At 38.4% G+C, this 18,174-nt stretch carries 10 protein-coding genes; 6 read left to right on the forward strand and 4 right to left on the reverse strand.

Annotated elements, in window-relative coordinates; translation table 11 throughout:
• Positions 1–262 precede the first annotated feature (262 nt).
• On the forward strand, positions 263–6,169 hold the full coding sequence (locus ACRD7B_RS11250) for a carboxypeptidase-like regulatory domain-containing protein (protein ID WP_430824656.1): 5,907 nt from the start codon (positions 263–265) through the stop codon (positions 6,167–6,169).
• A gap of 121 nt (positions 6,170–6,290) precedes the next feature.
• On the opposite strand, the gene cobT is transcribed toward ACRD7B_RS11250, so the two are convergent.
• From cobT to ACRD7B_RS11270, 4 genes are read right to left on the reverse strand one after another with little or no spacing between them, the layout of a single operon-like run.
• Complete coding sequence (cobT, locus tag ACRD7B_RS11255) at positions 6,291–7,352, reverse strand: nicotinate-nucleotide--dimethylbenzimidazole phosphoribosyltransferase (protein ID WP_430824657.1); 1,062 nt, start codon at positions 7,350–7,352, stop codon at positions 6,291–6,293.
• Positions 7,353–7,370: 18 nt separating this feature from the next.
• Positions 7,371–8,309 (reverse strand): adenosylcobinamide-phosphate synthase CbiB, encoded by a 939-nt coding sequence (gene cbiB / locus ACRD7B_RS11260; protein ID WP_430824658.1) that lies wholly within the window; start codon positions 8,307–8,309, stop codon positions 7,371–7,373.
• A complete protein-coding gene (locus ACRD7B_RS11265; protein WP_430824659.1) occupies positions 8,309–9,349 on the reverse strand; it encodes a pyridoxal phosphate-dependent aminotransferase in 1,041 nt (346 codons plus the stop codon). Before ACRD7B_RS11265 ends, cbiB begins: the two co-directional genes overlap by 1 nt.
• Positions 9,346–10,827 carry a cobyric acid synthase gene (locus ACRD7B_RS11270; protein WP_430824660.1) on the reverse strand — a complete coding sequence of 494 codons (1,482 nt, stop codon included), beginning with the start codon at positions 10,825–10,827 and terminating at the stop codon, positions 9,346–9,348. The genes ACRD7B_RS11265 and ACRD7B_RS11270 overlap by 4 nt, the downstream gene beginning before the upstream one ends.
• A 314-nt stretch (positions 10,828–11,141) precedes the next feature.
• On the opposite strand from ACRD7B_RS11270, the gene ACRD7B_RS11275 reads away from it, so the two are divergent.
• The 5 genes from ACRD7B_RS11275 (at position 11,142) to ACRD7B_RS11295 (ending at position 17,984) form a co-directional block, all read left to right on the forward strand.
• On the forward strand, positions 11,142–12,170 hold the full coding sequence (locus ACRD7B_RS11275) for a DUF3667 domain-containing protein (RefSeq protein WP_430824661.1): 1,029 nt from the start codon (positions 11,142–11,144) through the stop codon (positions 12,168–12,170).
• A 63-nt stretch (positions 12,171–12,233) separates the two neighbouring features.
• Positions 12,234–13,115, forward strand: coding sequence for a hypothetical protein (locus tag ACRD7B_RS11280; RefSeq protein ID WP_430824662.1), 882 nt, complete (start codon positions 12,234–12,236; stop codon positions 13,113–13,115).
• 209 nt (positions 13,116–13,324) lie between these two features.
• Positions 13,325–16,546 carry a WD40/YVTN/BNR-like repeat-containing protein gene (locus ACRD7B_RS11285; RefSeq protein WP_430824663.1) on the forward strand — a complete coding sequence of 1,074 codons (3,222 nt, stop codon included), beginning with the start codon at positions 13,325–13,327 and terminating at the stop codon, positions 16,544–16,546.
• 141 nt (positions 16,547–16,687) lie between these two features.
• Positions 16,688–17,656 carry a 23S rRNA (adenine(1618)-N(6))-methyltransferase RlmF gene (rlmF, locus tag ACRD7B_RS11290; RefSeq protein WP_430824664.1) on the forward strand — a complete coding sequence of 323 codons (969 nt, stop codon included), beginning with the start codon at positions 16,688–16,690 and terminating at the stop codon, positions 17,654–17,656.
• 136 nt (positions 17,657–17,792) lie between these two features.
• On the forward strand, positions 17,793–17,984 hold the full coding sequence (locus ACRD7B_RS11295) for a hypothetical protein (RefSeq protein ID WP_430824665.1): 192 nt from the start codon (positions 17,793–17,795) through the stop codon (positions 17,982–17,984).
• The last annotated feature ends 190 nt before the right edge of the window (positions 17,985–18,174 follow it).

Consider the following 18,174-nt stretch of genomic DNA (forward strand, 5'->3'; position numbering starts at 1 on the left):
ATACTAGGTAATAACATAACTGACTGAATAAGTGCGCAAACATCACTTCTTAATACTTCCATTAAGCACATTAACAATCAAAGAGAAGGGAATGTGAATTCTATTAAAGAAATCAATCTTACATACTAGCATGAAAACAAAAAGCCTTCATTGAAAGCTTAATCATACTTTTTTTCAAAAAATCTATTTTATTTTTATGGAATAATTACAAACGTTGCATCTTACCTGTAAACGATTTTGTAATAAGCCTAAACCGGACTCAATGAATTTAATATCTCGACTAGTATATCTTACGATCATTCTTTTTGCATTTCAAGCCAATTCACAAGCTCAAGAACTAATTAACAGTCGCCGAACAAGCCATCACAGATACATTTACTCCATTAATCAGGAGCAAGCTAAAGAAATTCACACTAAAGGACTTGAAAGCGTTAACCAATCTTACTTTCATAATCTTGTTGATAGTATTACTCTTGATTCTGCCTTTGTTAAGAAACTACCTCAAGGCGATTATCTATCTGTTTGGGCCGATGATAGCAACCTACATTATCAGTTCAGATCGTATAGCGACATCGATCTCATCCTACATAATAACTATGCCGATTTATCTTTTAGTCTTCGTAATAAAGAAGGCGAACTTATTACGAATGCGGATGTTCGTTTTCAAAATCGACGAATCTCATTTGATAAAAAGACACAATGTTACTTTCTACCTAAAAAACAAATTAAAGGATTGATTGAAGTCGAACATCAGGGCTTTACTTCTTTTTTCTACATCGACAATATAGCTGGGAAAGTAAGTCTTACAAGAAAAATACTTTACTCCTTTCCACTTAAATACATTACCGTACCAGTTAAGTTGATTTTATTGTTGCCATATGATATATATCGTAGTATTCGATACCATGGTATATACGGACTTCCCTACTATATCTCGAAACCATTTAAAGACATTTACCATTCAATAGATAATGGATATCCCCAAGGTTTTGTGGATAAGTTGGCTAATCGATTCGACAGAGAACGCAAGTGGGATTACGGCTATACCGTTTATAGCAAACCAAAATATCGCCCAAGTGACAGTGTGAAAGTGAAAACCTATATCGCGAACAAAAAAGGGAAACCATATAATAAGCCATTAAACGTATACTATCACGACAAAACCTATAAACTCCTTGGCCAAGCCATTCATTCTAACAAAGGTAATTACCATTATTCTTTTGCGATACATGATTCGCTTAATTTAAAATTAGATACTCGTGTACAAATCTATTTTGGGCCAAATCCATGGACGCACCTTTCCAGCTCATCATTCTACTATGAGGATTATGAATTAAAAGGCATTAAATACAGTTTTCGATGTGAAGGAAATGATCATTTCCCCGGGGATACCATACAACTATTTGCAAAAGGCGAAGACATGAACGGCTATGTTATTCCTGATGGGAAAGTACAGATTATTGTAAAGCCAGGCAATCAACAGAGCCAATATCAAAAACGATTAACGCATCTACCAGACACGGCATGGAATAAAACCATTTCGCTTGAAGGTAAAGGCGAAACCACCATTAATATTCCTGATACAATATTCAAGGCAATTAACTCTAATTATAACATTGAAGCCATTTTTACTAATGCCTCAAATGAAAGAACAGTGAAACGAGCTAGTTTCAACTATTGGTACAAAAAGGAAGAACTTCGCACTCAGAAACTAAGCGATTCAATAAAAATAGAATACCTCAACCTGAATCAATCTCAAAGTCGAAGCGCCTATATCGAACAGAAAGACATTAATAACAATGTACTTAAGGCACATTGGGTTGAATTGCCATACCAACAAAAAATACATGCTCGAATTAGTCACTACACCATTACTTCGCAGGATTTGCAACAGGATTTCTACTTGAAAGATCACCTGCCTAACTTGGGTTTTAACATCAACAGAAATCACGAAACAATTGAAATCACTTCGATTAACCCTGATCAGATTCCATTTAAATATCACCTTTACAAAAAGAGTCGTAAACTGGCAAGACAACAATCGACTAATCTAGATACCACAATAACGGCAAAGAATAAGGCGAACTATTTTTTATCGGTTCAATACGAATGGGCAGGAGAATCACACTCCCTAAACTATACTATTCCCCTCCTCACGAAACAACTAAACCTTGAAGTGGAGCAAGTCAATCGTATTTACCCTGGCCAAAGTGTTGAATTTAAAATTAAAGCAACTGACTACAAAGGACAAGCTGTTAGCAATGTTGACCTAACAGCGATGGGACTTACCAAGAAATTTAAATACACGCCTCCATCAGTTCCTAACTTCGAAAAGAAAAAGAAGGAAAGAGCAATGCGAAACGACTATGTCAATAATGGCAATGCTTTATTTGGTGAATTAGGAAGCGACTCCTTGGATTACGACATTTGGAACAGCATTATGCAACTCGACACCATTGAGTTCTTTAAGTTTAGTCATCCTAAAAACGGACTATATCAAACGCAATGGAAAGCAAATAACGAACAAACACAACTAGCTCCATTCGTTTTCAAAAAAGGCGTATTACAACAAGCCCACATCATTTGGATAGACAATAGCATTGTTTATGCTTCTATTAGTAACAATAATCCACCATATAGCTTTAAATGTCAGGAAGGCTACCACAGCATCAGTATCAGAACAAAGGAATACGACATTGTACTTGACTCGATACTTGTTAAGGCAAACAAAAAGAACATTGTTTCAATTGACATTGAACACAATGTAAAAGCCAAGATCAAATACATGAAAAATGAGTTTTCATCCAACGAAAAACGCTTGTTACGAACGGCCTTTGTGCGTTTTAATCCCAAAGGTAGGCACCTGAGTTACACGCGCCAGTTCGACCAATACAACATTCTTAACTCAAACGGCAACTATGGCTACAGGGGATACATTACAGCCGGCCCATTTCATCAGTTGGGTAATCTAAACTACACCAGCGATCGTACCTGGACTTTCTCTTACGAACCTTATTATATGTACAGCATCAATGGTGATGCCCTTAAGATGAAAACGGATGAAGCCATTGTCAACATAACGAATAAATTATTGATCAATGATGCAAGCCTACCCCAACTCACAGATGAAACATGGACGCAACAAAAAATAAATGAATTAATAACACAAAGAAAAAATAAGTCAATCGCACAGAGTGTTTATTTCAGCAACCCATGGTCGACAAGCAAGGGGAATACAAGTCTAAGATTGGATTATAAACAACAGAAAAGAGAAGACATTTTACTCTATACTTTGCTTTTCAACGATGCATCAGAATCAGTACGTATTTACAATAATAATCAATCCATTTTCCATGACTTAGAACAAGGCAACTACCGTCTTATGATGGTGTATAGCAACCACCACTGTTATGAAGTAAAGAATATTGAACTAAAAAAAGGTGGCCGCCATTTTCTACAGGTAAGGGAACCTAAATTCTTATCGACCAACATCGATTTGAAATACCTTACTCAGCTCATCTCGCAAAAAAGAATTATTGCTAAAAAAGGTCATAACACCGAACACAAAATCAAAAAAAGCATAATTAATAACCTAAGTCAAAATACACGGTTTGAGCAAGAAATAAGTGGCTACATATATGATGATGCAGACGGCCTGCCAATACCCGGTGCAAACGTTTTTCTAAAAGGAACAAGTCATGGCACTATAAGCAATATAGATGGCTATTACAAACTCAAGGTACCAGCAGGTACTCCTGAAATATGTTTCAGTTTTATTGGATATAAGTCTATCAATATGAATGTCGGCATGGGCAATCACAGCGACATTAGACTTAATGCTGATGAATGCAACGTAGATGAAGTGGTGGTTGTTGGCTATGGCACCTCGAAGAAGTACTCGCTTACAGGCAGTGTAACTACAGTTCAAAGTGCGTTACAAGGACAAGTAGCGGGTATCAGTATAGTCAATTCAATGGGAGCACCTGGAGCTTCTCATCAAGTAAGAATTCGCGGATTATCAAGTATTGAAGCAGATAAACAACCATTATACATTATTGATGGCGTTCCCTACCAAGGTGATTTGAAAGATATAGATGCTAACAGCATTGCTGAGGTTCAAATTCTAAAAGAAACATCGGCGGCCGCCTTGTACGGAGCCAGAGCAGCCAATGGTGCTGTTATACTTACTTTAAAAGACAATACCGTTATCCCATTTAAGCGCGTAACCATTGAAAAAAGCATACCTCTTCTGTTGCCAACAAATAATAAAGGTTTACGAACAAACTTTAAAGACGAGGCTTATTGGCAACCGGCTTTATTAAGCGATAAAAATGGAGAAGCAAGTTTTAAGGTTACTTTCCCCGATGATATTACTTCTTGGGATACACACTTATTAGCAATGTCGCCAAATGGCTTAAGTGCCAAATGGTCTGGTAATATTAAAGCTTTCTTACCTCTATCAGCGAATCTCGTTGTACCACGTTTTGCTGTCGAGGGAGATAGCATAAACATTATTGGCAAAACCATTAACTATCTGGGTGATTCTATAAAAACTAAACATCGTTTTTACCAAGAAGATAGCTTGATGTCAGAAACAAAAAGATGGACGAAACAATTGGCTATCGATACGATGTCAGTATCAATCCCTAAGGTAGATACGCTCAGCCTGAAATATGAATTAAGCACGGAAACATTTAAGGACGGTGAAAATCGCGACATCCCAATTATTCCTATTGGATCAATCGATAATATTGGTGAGTTTACAGTATTACAATCCGATACTAGCATCACTTGGAATGTTAACAATGGCCTTGATGCCGAACTTTACATCGAATCAAACCCTTTAAATATTCTGTATCGTGAAACTAAGCGGCTACGTCATTATGCTTATTTATGTAACGAGCAGAAGGCATCAAAACTAATTGGTTTATTAGCTGAAAAACAAATATGTGATGCTCTGGATAAGAAGTTCAAGTATGAGAAGGATATTAAATCTCTTATAAAGAAACTTAACAAAAGTAAGAATTCTGAAGACCTTTGGGGATGGTGGTCAGGCAATACAACTTCTTACTGGGTGAGCCACCATGTTATTAAAGCCTTGTCACTGGCTAAAGTTCAGGGCTATGATATTACAATGGACGAACAAACATTAGCTCGACATTTAGTTAGTCGATTGCAATCGACCTATTCATTACACAATAAAGTGGAATTACTAAACACTCTTATTCAGGTAGATTCAATAAGCAATTACACTTCGCACACAGATGACTTAGTTCAAAAATGCCACACATTTAATGATTCAATACTGGTTTATTCCTTACGTCAGAAAATGGGTTATAAGGATGATATCACAGCTCTGGTTAATAAACACAAAACTACTTTGTACGGAAGTGTTTATTGGGGTAATAAAGGCTACTGGCTTTTTTCGAACGACTTGATGCAGACCCTACAAATGTACCAACTTATAAAGCAGAGTGGCAGATACAGAGACATGCTTCCGAAGATTAGAAACTGGTTCTTTGAGCAAAGGGATAATTCGGGTTGGATTAATACGTATCAAGCTTCAAATATTATTAGAGGCTTACTACCAGAATTAATTAGTTTGAAAGATAAAAGTGAAAATAATAGCATCACCGTTTCTTGGGATGGAGGAAGTGAGAACATACAGGAGTTGCCATTTCAAAAGTCCATTGCAAATAGTGATTATATTACCATTACTAAAAAAGGAAAACAAACAGTCTTTGCAGGCTATCATCAAAAAGTATTTAATCCCAAGCCTGAGCCTAAAACCGATTACTTTGTTCTTAACACCGCTTGGCAGCATAACAGTGAAAGTGTAAAACAATTAGAAGCAGGCAAGAAGTATCAACTAGAGGTAAGTATTGAGGTTAAAAACAAAAGCGATTACTTAATGCTAGAAATTCCGATCCCTGCAGGCTGTTCATATGCTAACAAAAAAAGCCATGCTCATAATGAAGCTCATCGGGAGTATTACAAGGAAAAGGTAAATATCTATTTCCGATCGTTGGAGCCAGGTACTTATATTAAAACCATTGAATTAGTGCCTCGCTTTAATGGTAAGTTTAATATTAATCCGGCTAAAATAGAGCAAATGTATTTCCCTGTATTTTATGGAAGAAATGGAATGAAACAAGTAGTGGTTGAGTGAGTAATCTAGGAGCGGCTCTTTTACCCCTAAATCCCCTAAAAGGGACTATAGCCTCCCTTTTAGGGGAGGTTGGAGGGGTAAGGCCAATCATCAGAGTTCTCTTTTCTTAAGATTCAACTCTCTACTCCTCTATCCGAATATCGTCATTAGCTGTGTTATAAACTGCTGCTTCGTCGAAGGAAGTCATACGGTTAATCATGGCTACGGCACCTTGCATTACTGAATAAGCTACGGCGGCACCTGTTCCTTCTCCCAGGCGGAACCCCAGATCTAAGATAGGCTCACCTTGCATGTGGCTAACCATTTTTTGATGCCCTTGCTCCTTTGATTGATGTGAGAAGAATGCGTAATCCACCACCTTTGGGTTAATGGCATGGGCAGCCAATAGAGCGGAAGTGGTAATAAAGCCATCCGTGATGATCGCCATGCGACGCGATGCGGCCTCTAACATTCCGCCTGCAATCGTTGCAATTTCGAAACCGCCAAAACGTGCCAGGTTTTCAATGGCATTGTCAGAAACCCCGTGTTTAGAGATGGCTTGCTCTAACACATCGGCTTTGTGGTTCACACCATCGGGACTTAAGCCCGAACCAGGTCCCACGCAGGTGCGAATATCCATACCCGTATAAACGGACAATAAAGCCGAAGCGGGTGATGTGTTACCAATTCCCATTTCTCCAAAACCAACTACGTTTGTTCCTTCGATATGAAGTTTAGCCACAATATCGCGTCCGTTCTGAATGGCTTGTTGGCATTCATCCATTGTCATGGCTGGCTCGCGCAGGAAATTGCGTGAGCCTTTACGCACCTTGGCATCGATCAACTTAGGGTGTGCTTTGAAATCGAACTTAACGCCAGCATCTACTACTCTTAGATCAAAACCATAAACTTGCGAAAATAAGCCTATTCCCCCTCCTCCATCCAGGAAATTTAAACATTGCTGCCAGGTTATTTCTATGGGACAAGGACTCACACCTTCTTCACAGATATCATGATCAGAAGCAACAGTCAACATGACTGGTTTTAATAACTGTGGTTCAAGCGTACCTTGTATCAACCCAAGTTGCAAAGCAATCTCCTCCATTTGCCCCAAGGAACCAATTGGTTTTGCTTTCTGATCAATTTTATTTTGTATATCTTCCTTTAGTTCTAAATGTAAATCAGGGATGATCAACTTGTCCATTTTTATCGAAGGTTATTTTTAATAATACAATGCATACTTCAAGGCCAAAGCCAGTACTATAGCAACAAAACATACGGCATGATTTACGCGAGCACTTACGCTATAATCCTGCATCGTAATGGCACGATTATTTATACCAATATGTGGTTTATCCACTCTTTTACCATGGTAAATATTTGAACCACCAAATTGCACACTTAAGATGCCAGCCAAGGCCGATTCAGGATAACCAGCATTAGGGCTGCTGTGTTTGTTACCAAACTTTAGCATAAACCGAAAAGCTCGTAACGAGCCAGTCACCATCACCATCAACAAACCAGTAAGGCGAGCTGGGATATAATTAGCCACATCATCGAGGCGTGCCGCAAAACGCCCATAATACAGGTAACGCTCACTCTTGTAGCCTATCATCGAATCCAGAGTATTTACCATTTTATAGGCCATCATGGCGGGTATGCCTCCAATGGCAAACCAAAACACAGGTGCCACAACACCATCACTTAGGTTCTCGGCCATGGTTTCCAACACCGCTGTTCGTATCTGTTGAGCGCTCAACTGCGATGTATCGCGGCCTACAATGCGAGACAGTTGCTTACGTCCTGCTTCCAAGCCCTCTTCTTCCAACTTCTCAAACACCATTTGTCCCTCTTTGATCAAGGTACGATTTGCCAATCCATAAAAAAAGAATAGCCCAATGAAGAGGTAGGATAATAGCTCATCGACTAGTGAGAGCAAATATTGGGCTGTCATAAAAAAGACTAGTACAGCTGTCACCAATATTACAGTGACTAAGAGCCCTTTTAGAAAACGCTTTCCCCCTTTGTTGAATCGTTTTTCGAACCAAGAAATACTTCGTCCGAAATAAACAATGGGATGGGGCAAATAAGGCGGATCTCCAAGTATTAAATCGAGAACATACGCTACAAAAACAACGAGTAATTCAATTTGAAAAGTCATTAGCAAGAAACGGCTTGTAGTTTTTTCACGCTCATCTTAAGCGCATCAATCAATAAAGTATTACGTTTAGTGCCGAGCGAAGCAACACGAATATGGTTCTTACTCAAAGTTCGGAAGTTTGCTGCATCACGAATTAGCAGATGGTACTTCTCTAACAAATGTGCCTTTAAGACACTTGATTCTATTGGTGTTTTCACCAAGAAATAACCAGTATGCGAAGGTGTTACTTCAAAACCCAATGCCTTTAATTCGTTGGCTAAGGCCCTTGCCTCGGAATGATACTGCAAACGCAGTGTGTCGGTAATTCGTGGATTTGAAATGGTGTACTTACCCGCTGCCACCGCCAAAGCATTCACACTCCAGGGCGATTTAATGGCTGACAAGCGCTTATACAATTGGGTACTGCATAGTAGGTATCCCAATCGCAAGCCAGGCAAGCAACTGTTCTTGGTCATTGATTTTAAGATCACCAGATTATCCATGAGTTGCAAGGAAGATATCAATGACTCATCCTCCAGGCAAAAATCCATGTAAGCTTCGTCGATCACGAAAAGCGTTTGAGGGTTATTCTTAATCAACTTTCTTAAGGGCTCTGCTTTTATCAATTGTCCTGATGGATTGTTAGGATTGCACAACCAAAAGATATCACTCTCAGTATTTAAACCGGCATTGATGAAATTCTCGCCGCAAAAACTAATGCTGTGATTATTTATTTCGCAAGCGTGCTCGTATTCCGAAAAAGTTGGCGAAATAATACGGCTCTTTTTCCCAGCATATAATTGGGCCAACAGAAAGATGGACTCAATGGTTCCGTTACAAACCAATACTTGATTACTATGCAAACCATAGCTCTCGGCAATGAGGCCGGCCAACGATTCGGCTTTTACTTCAGGGTAATGACCAATAGTGTTTAACTGTTCTTGCAAAACACTTAATAATTGAGGATCGGGTCCTAAATTCCAGGTATTTGTACTGAAGTCGGCTATTACCTCCTGCTCAAACTGGTAGCCATCATCGCCATGTTCAAAACGGTTTATCATTTCTTCTCCTCCCCATGCATAGTACGATACATGTAATCTATATCGAGGTTAGCCCGAAGATGATCAGCCAATTTATCGTATTCTTTATCTTTAAACTCTTTGTAAGACATGCCACTCTCTGTCGCATTGGCATAAGGTTCGAGCAGTTGATTAATCACTACCTGGTTATCTAGTATGCCGTGCATATAAGAGCCCCAGCAACGTTCGCTCTTGTAAACACCTTCTTGCGATCCATCATCGAGTGTTAATAAGAAAGGAGCTTCATCGAGTACCTTAGTCTGCCCCATGTGAATTTCGTAGCCCTCGCACCAATCTTGTTTATCCAGAAACTGAAAACGTGTTTGAACGGTTTGCTTCTCGTCAGTAATGGTGGTTTCGACTGGCAAAAGATCCAGTCCATTGAGTTGCTTAATGCTTCCTTCAATGCCTTCGGGATCGTTAATGCTTTTGCCCAGCATCTGATAACCTCCGCAGATACCAATCACTGTTTTACCATTGGCATGCATGCTTTTTATTAGCTTGTCCAGACCTTTTGTTTGCAGTCCTTTCAGGTCTTTCAATGTGCTTTTTGAACCGGGAAGGATAACGATGTCGGCTTTCTGAATTTCAGACGACTGATCGGAATAAAACAAGTTTACTCTGCCATCGTGTTGAAGCGCATCAAAATCGGTGAAATTCGACATCTGATTAAGTAGAACAACTGCCACATTCACCTTACCGGCCATGGCAGTTCGTTTCTTTTGCTCCAGCACCACTGAGTCTTCTTCTTCTACATATATATCGCGAAAGTAAGGAACAACCCCTACCACGGGAACACCCGTTAAATCTTCAATTATCTTTCTGCCATCATCAAACAAGGTAATATCCCCTCTGAACTTATTTATGATGATGCCTTTAATGTGTTTACGTTCTTCCTCGTCGAGCAGCATGATGGAACCGTACACACTGCCAATAACACCGCCCCTGTCGATATCCGACACCAAATACACATCGGCTCCGGTACGTATGGCCATGCGCATATTTACGATATCACGCTTCTTTAGGTTTAACTCCGATATTGAACCCGCACCTTCTAACACAATGGGCGAAAAGCGTTGACTTAAACGCTCAAAAGCAGCATAGGCCGCATCGAACAAGACATTGCTATCTTCGGAACGAAAATATTCGTAAGCCGAACGATTACCGATTGGTTTACCATTCAAAACTACTTGCGAAACCATTTCGCCAGTTGGCTTTAGTAAAACCGGATTCATGTCGGAATGACAAGGAATTCCACACGCTTCGGCCTGTGTGGCTTGTGCCCGGCCTATCTCCAAACCCTCGGGTGTAGCGTAACTATTAAGCGACATATTCTGCGCTTTATAGGGAGCTGGCGAGTAGCCATCTTGCTTGAGAATACGGCAGATACCGGCATTTATAACACTTTTACCTGCATCGGAGCAGGTTCCAACAATCATGATGGGTTTAAGCTGTTTCATGGTCGACACAAAAATTTGCGCAAAGATATACAAATAGCGTCTTGTTAAAGCTTCAAATCACTTTTTTCAACATTTGTATTTAACGTGAATCAGAAATAGCTTAACTAAACACGGAGACACGGAGATGTAGAGAAATACCTAGCCATACCCCTCTTATCCCCTAAAGGGGAGGTTCCCAATTGTTTATAAATAAAAGGGATAATTAACTAAATGACATTGCCTCCAAAGCTCTCTTTAAAAAGAGACTTAGTTACATATTCTTAAAAAATTTTATCTTTGGCTACATTAATCCCTATGAGTAAAAATCACACCTAATGGAACAAGACAAGCATAGCCCTGATCAAAATACAGAAGAGAAACAATCAACAACAATCGTCTGTAAAAACTGTGAAACGATTTTTGACGGTACGTATTGCCCACAATGCGGGCAGCATATAAAAGAGCTCGAACGTCCAATTCGTTTTATGTTTGTCGATTTCATGGGAACGGTGGTATCCTTTGATACACGACTAATAAAAACCTTAGTTGCCATTCTTTTTAAACCGGGCAAACTAACACAAGATTTTCTGGATGGAAAAAGAGCGCGTTACATGCCTCCTTTTCGATTTTACGTGTTCATTAGTTTTGTGATGTTTCTTCTTGTTTCAACCATTACGAACAGTTCGATCAAAGAAAATAATTTTACAGTATTTGGCGATGACAACGACAATGCCATGGTTAAAATTGACCGAGACTCTGCCCAAGTCATTAAGGATTCTGTAATGAATGTTGTTGATCATGAATTAAAGAATAACCTTGATTCAGCAGAGTATGCCACCTATAAGAAGAATAGCATGACTGTGGATTCGATTCCAGATAAAATGGATGATTTCATGCAAGGTATTGAGGATGCTGTTGAAGGTGATGATGACTCGAAGTATGCAGCCACCACCAAATTAATAAAAGAGCACCCCGAGTTATATATGAATAAACTCTTTCAATTCACCTCGTGGTCTTTATTTCTGTTTATGCCCCTCTTTGCCTTCTTTCTGTGGATATCATTCTTGCGCAGCAAAAAGCTTTACATTGGACATTTGATATTTGGTTTAAATATTCACTCTTACATATTTACTATTACATCATTGGTTATAGCTGTTGCACTTATTTTTCCAAATCACGACACTACGTGGATGGGCTATTTATTCTGGACTTTACCAATCTACCAGGTGATAGGTGCTCGCCGCCTCTACAAACGCAAGTGGGTTTCTACCTTCTTTAAAATGACACTCGTTTGGTTTATGTATGGTTTTGTTTGGCTAATTGGTTTAGTAACACTTCTTGTATTTTCTTTTATTGGGATGTAACATATTTAAGTGAATTAGTCTTAAATCGCCATCGAACAAAGAACTTCAGTTTAACGAATACTAATGAAAAGAATTCTAATAGTATTAGTTCTATTAATATGCACAATTGCACACACATCAAAAGCCTGTGATTGTGGATACTTAGGCAGCTTTGTTTATTCAAGTCAAGCAGCTGACATAGTCGTATATGGAAAGATTATTGAATATGACTCAATGGTTACTCGTAGTTTACATGAGAATCCATATTCAATGAAATTCTTAATCATTGAAAAGCTACGAGGTATTGAAGAACATGATACAATTATAGTTTGGGGCGATAATGGGTTTGAATGCAGGCCATATATTGAGCATTTTAAACCAAATACAGAATGGATTTTAGCGTTGAATAGACTTGACTATACAGGGCGTAATAATTATGAAATATCTATATGCGGGGAATTCTATGTTCCTGTAAAGGAAAGAAAAGTACAGGGCCAAATATTTGGATGGTACGATAAGAATGAATCAAAAACATACAACTACGAATTCATAAAGAATCTCATACAAAATCCTTTACACTATCCCCTTCAAAGACCCTCGAAAAGATTAAAAGAAAGTAGAAGTAAAATTGGACTTGAATACATGACGTATTGTGATTTTCTGCCCGAAAGTTCTCTTGATATCTACACTATAAATAAAATTATTAACGAGGAGCTTGTACTACCTCTAGATTTTATGAGTATAGGTGATTCATATCTGATAAACGCAAGGGTCATTATTGATATTAATGGAGAATTCTATTTCAATGGCACCTATGCTAATTACTATAAACCATCGATAGAACACACAATGATCGAGAATCAATTAGATAAGATACTAAGAAATATAGGCAAGTGGAAATATGGCTTGGAAGCAGGAAAACCTGTTACAGCGGAGCTAATAATCCCCATACTATTGAAAAAATAAAACATAATATATTTCAAGATATATTAACGCATCACAACTCAAACTATCGCTAGAATCTAGCAAACTAAAGTTTAAGAGAATGCTTCCTAATTTAATTTTAGCATTTGCCTATATTCTTAATATTCTTCACCTTTAAGCTTCAATTTACAAACAAACGCATTTTTTCCTCTCTTAAATAAAAAAAGAATAGTTCATCTAAATACATAAACATGCACACAACAAAAAACAAAGCATGGATTGTAGCAAGTATCTTAAGCATAGCCCTTATGTCGTTCAGCTTGCCATCTAATGCTCAGAGAAATAAAAAGAAAGCTTCTTCGGATACAGAAAGCTTTGAGCTTTCGAGTAAAATGTTGAATATGTATAAATTCAGGAGTATTGGGCCTGCTGCATATTCCGGCCGCATTTCTGATCTTGCTGTTAATCCCGAAAACACCTCTGAATATTATGTTGGCGTTGCTTCTGGTGGTCTTTGGAAAACAACAAATCATGGAACTACTTTTGAACCTATTTTTGATGACCAACCCGTATTTTCAATTGGTTGTTTAGCAATGGATCCGAATAATTCGAATGTGGTTTGGGTAGGTACAGGTGAAAATAATTCTCAACGCAATCTTGCCTATGGCGATGGTGTGTATAAAACTACAGATGGTGGTAAATCATTTACTAACATGGGATTAAAAACCAGTTCGCAAATTGGTAAAATTATGATTGACCCTAGAAACAGCAACGTTGTATACGTAGCTTCTCAAGGGCAAGCATGGGGCCCTGGTGGTGAACGGGGATTATATAAAACGATTGACGGTGGTCTTACATGGAATCGTATTCTTGAAATTGGAGAATATACCGGTGTATCAGATCTGGAAATGGATCCAACAAACCCCGATATATTATATGCTGCTTCTCATCAACGCGAGCGTCGGGTTTATTCAAAAATTGATGGTGGACCCGAATCAGCAATCTACAAATCAGTTGATGCAGGCGCTACATGGAAAAAGCTTAAAAAAGGACTTCCAGGCGGTGATGTTGGTCGAATTGGATTAGCGCTTTCTCCAGTAAATACTAACATTATTTATGCCGTTATAGAATTACCTGGTAACAAAGGTGGTGTTTATCGTTCGTGCGACATGGGAGAAAGCTGGGAGAAACGCAGCGACAAAGTGTCTGGCAGTCCACAATATTACAATGAGTTATATGCAGCTCCCTACGATGCTGATATGATAATACTAATGGATACACGTGCAGCTCGCTCTGTTGATGGCGGACTTACATGGGAGAACATTGAAGGACGAAATAAACATGTGGACAACCACGCCATTTGGATGAATCCTGATGATCCAAATCACTATATTATGGGTTGCGACGGAGGACTATATGAAACTTATGATGCTGCTCTTACATGGCAATTTGCTAGTAATCTGCCAATAACTCAATACTATCACGCCAGAACTGATAATGACTATCCTTTTTACAATGTTTATGGTGGGGCTCAAGATAATGGTTCATGGTTCGGCCCATCTCAAACACATCGTCGAAACATTGTAAATGGTGATTGGACTTATACTATCGGAGGCGATGGTTACTTGTCAATTCCTGATCCTAACAATCCTGATATTCAATATTGCGAATCGCAGTATTGTGGTATTAGACGATATGATAGAACAACAGGTAATAGCATTTCAATCAAACCTCAACCTACCATTGATGAGGAATACAACTGGAACTGGAACACACCATACTTACTAAGTGCGTTTAATTCAAAAACACTATACATCGGTGGTAATTATGTGCTAAAAAGTACCGATATGGGTGGTACCTGGAAGAAAATATCAGGGGACTTAACAAGGCAAATTGATCAAAACACCCTACCAATGATGGGTAAAATTTGGCCTCCTGAAGCGGTTGCAAAAAACATGTCAACATCTAAGTTTGGAAATATATTCGCATTATCCGAATCGCCACTAAAACAGGGTATGTTGTATGTTGGTACCGATGATGGATTAATCTGGATTACTGAGGATGACGGTACAAATTGGACCAAATATGATAAGTTCACAGGTGTTCCTGAGATGACCTTTGTGAATTACATAACTCCTTCGATGCATGATGAAAATGTGGTTTATGCCTGTTTCGATGGCCGTAAAAACAGCAGTGACTTTAAACCTTACTTATTAAAAAGTACGGACAAAGGTAAATCATGGACATCAATTGCATCTAATCTTCCGTCGGGTACAGTGTATTGTATTCAGGAAGATCATGTAAACCATAATTTATTATTTATTGGAACAGAATGGGGCGTATGGACAAGTATTGATGGTGGTGAAAAATGGGTGCAAATAAAAAATGGTATTCCACCGATTCAGGTAAAAGAACTAACGATTCAGAAAAGAGAAAACGATTTAGTTGTAGCAACTTTTGGACGTGGGTTTTATGTTTTGGATAATTATTCTGCACTACGGTCTTTAAGCGAAGAAGTTAACAACAAAGAGGCGCACCTGTTTGAAATTAACGATGCCTTACTTTATTTTCCATCAAGTAATTTAAATAACCAAGGTGATGTGCATTATAGGGTTCCTTATCCTGATCCTTCGGCCACCTTTGAGTATTATATTAAAAATGGATACAAAAGCCTAAAAGATAAACGAAAAGAGGCTCAGAAAGCAGCTGAAAAATCGGGAGGCACATTTAAATATGCTTCTGAGGAAGATTTATTAGCAGAAAGCCAAGAAGCAAAACCAGAATTAATTTTCACTATTTATGACGCAAATGGTAACATTATGCGAAAATTAACGACCGGACTAAAAAAAGGATATGCCAGCATTACTTGGGATTTTGCGTACTTAACAAGACGTGGGCCTAAAGTTCCTCCTGGGGAATACAAAGTGGCTATTGATAAAAACATTGCAGGAACATTTACGCGCTTAGTCGAACCAAAACCATTCAATGTGATTTCTATTCCTAACGCATTGGGTATGGCTAACTATGATGCTAATTTTGCTTTCTTAAAAGATGTAAGTGATTTAAATGCTCAAGTCACTTCTGCAAGAGGTAAAATTAAGGATATGAATACTCGATTGAAGAGTATGGAAACAATACTAGCCAATACAGCTGTTGAAGCAAGTGTTTTAACAAATAGAATTGATGCTTTGCAAGAAGAAATTAATGCTGTATCGAAAGTTATTATTGGTGGATTTGGAGCCAAAAATACGGTAGCTAGTCGAATTCGTTTTGCGCTATACACTACCTCATATGCGCAAGTTGATGTTACGGGCGCTCAAAAAGAACAGTATGAAATAGCACTAAAATCATACACTGAAAAAGAACAGGAATTAAATACTTTATTCAAAACAAAGCTCCCTGCTTTAGAAAAAGAATTTGAAGAAGCTGGTGGCATTTTATATAACAATCCAACTTCAAGAAGACGTTGGTAAGACGAATAGATTTACATATTAAGAAAGGTAGTCCGTAATTGGACTACCTTTTTTATTTGTCCACTCACATTTCCAATTACTAGAAGATAGTTTACGTATATTTGCTCTCTTATCAATTACATTCATCAACACAGGTCCACAATGGCTCAAAAAAAGAGAGTACATCCGAAAGTAAAAGCAAGCTTACATCCACGAAATAAACACCGTGAGCGTTACAATTTTAAAGAACTGATAGAAGCTTGTCCTGACTTAGCACCTTTTGTTTCGCTAAATCAATTTAAGGATGAATCCATTAACTTCTCTGACCCTAAAGCCGTTTTAATGCTAAATAAAGCCATCTTAAAACAAAGCTACGGAGTGGATCATTGGTCAATCCCAGATGGCTTCCTTTGCCCACCAGTACCTGGCCGAGCAGATTACATTCACAACATTGCCGATGTATTGGCCAGTCAAAATAGGGAAGTCATTCCATTGGGTAAGAATGTAAAATGTCTGGATGTGGGTGTGGGAGCCAATTGTATTTATCCCATAATTGGCACTAGAGAATATGGCTGGTCTTTTGTAGGATCCGATACCGAAGAAGCTGCCATTAATTCTGCCAGCGCAATTGTTGATAACAACGGCACCTTAAAAGACAAGATCGAACTTCGCTTACAAGCCAATACATACGATACTTTTAGAGGAGTGATTAAAGACAACGAGCGTTACGATGTTAGTGTCTGCAATCCTCCATTCCATGCCTCACTTAAGGAAGCTGAGAAGGCATCGCAAAGTAAAGTGAATAGTTTAAATAAGACCGAAGTCAAGGAAGTCGTTTTAAACTTTGGCGGAAACGGAAAAGAACTGTACTGCAATGGTGGCGAAGAACGTTTTGTAACTAATATGATTAAACAGAGTTCGGAATTCAGCGAAGCCTGCCTTTGGTTTACTACTTTGGTTTCGAAAGAAGGCAACCTAAGAACTTTCCGAAAAGCCCTTAAAGCGGTGGGCGCTGTGGAAGTAAAAGCCATTAAAATGAGTCAGGGAACAAAGATCAGTCGAATACTTGCATGGACTTTTCAAACCATTGACCAGCAACGAGACTGGGCGAAGAAGCATTGGGGTGAATAAATATTGTGCATATTCAGACATATCGAAAAAGAAAAAGGCTATGATGGATGATTCCAAGGTCTTAAAATTTCCAGGTCTTGAAATAAAAGATAACACACGAAGATGACCAGATTGGCGAGTTCCAAAATTTTTACAGATGAAAAAATTTAGAAACAGACTAATGATTTTTGCTTGCATTGTAATAGTTGGCCAATGTATGGTTGTTGACTATTCAGATTTAAGCTGGACAGAAAATGCAGGAAGTTATTTAGGTATCGTTTCAATGCTTTTGTTGATAGTGAGTATGGTATTGTCGAACCAACATGAAAAGAAAAATACGCATAAGTAGTAACAAACTTCATTCGTAATGAAGCGAAGTTGTCAATTTCGTTTAAGAGCTTTCAGACTATTTTGTTCAATCAAACAAATGTGGCTGTCTCAAAAGTCAAAAAAGAATCTTTGAAACTTATCAATTGTTACTAACTTCAATATTTGTTACCCCTAATTGGCTTTGCCGATCTTCGATTCCCCTGAAGGGG

Origin of the sequence: Carboxylicivirga fragile (assembly GCF_050589805.1) — a bacterium.
GTDB classification, from domain to species: Bacteria; Bacteroidota; Bacteroidia; order Bacteroidales; family Marinilabiliaceae; genus Carboxylicivirga; species Carboxylicivirga fragile.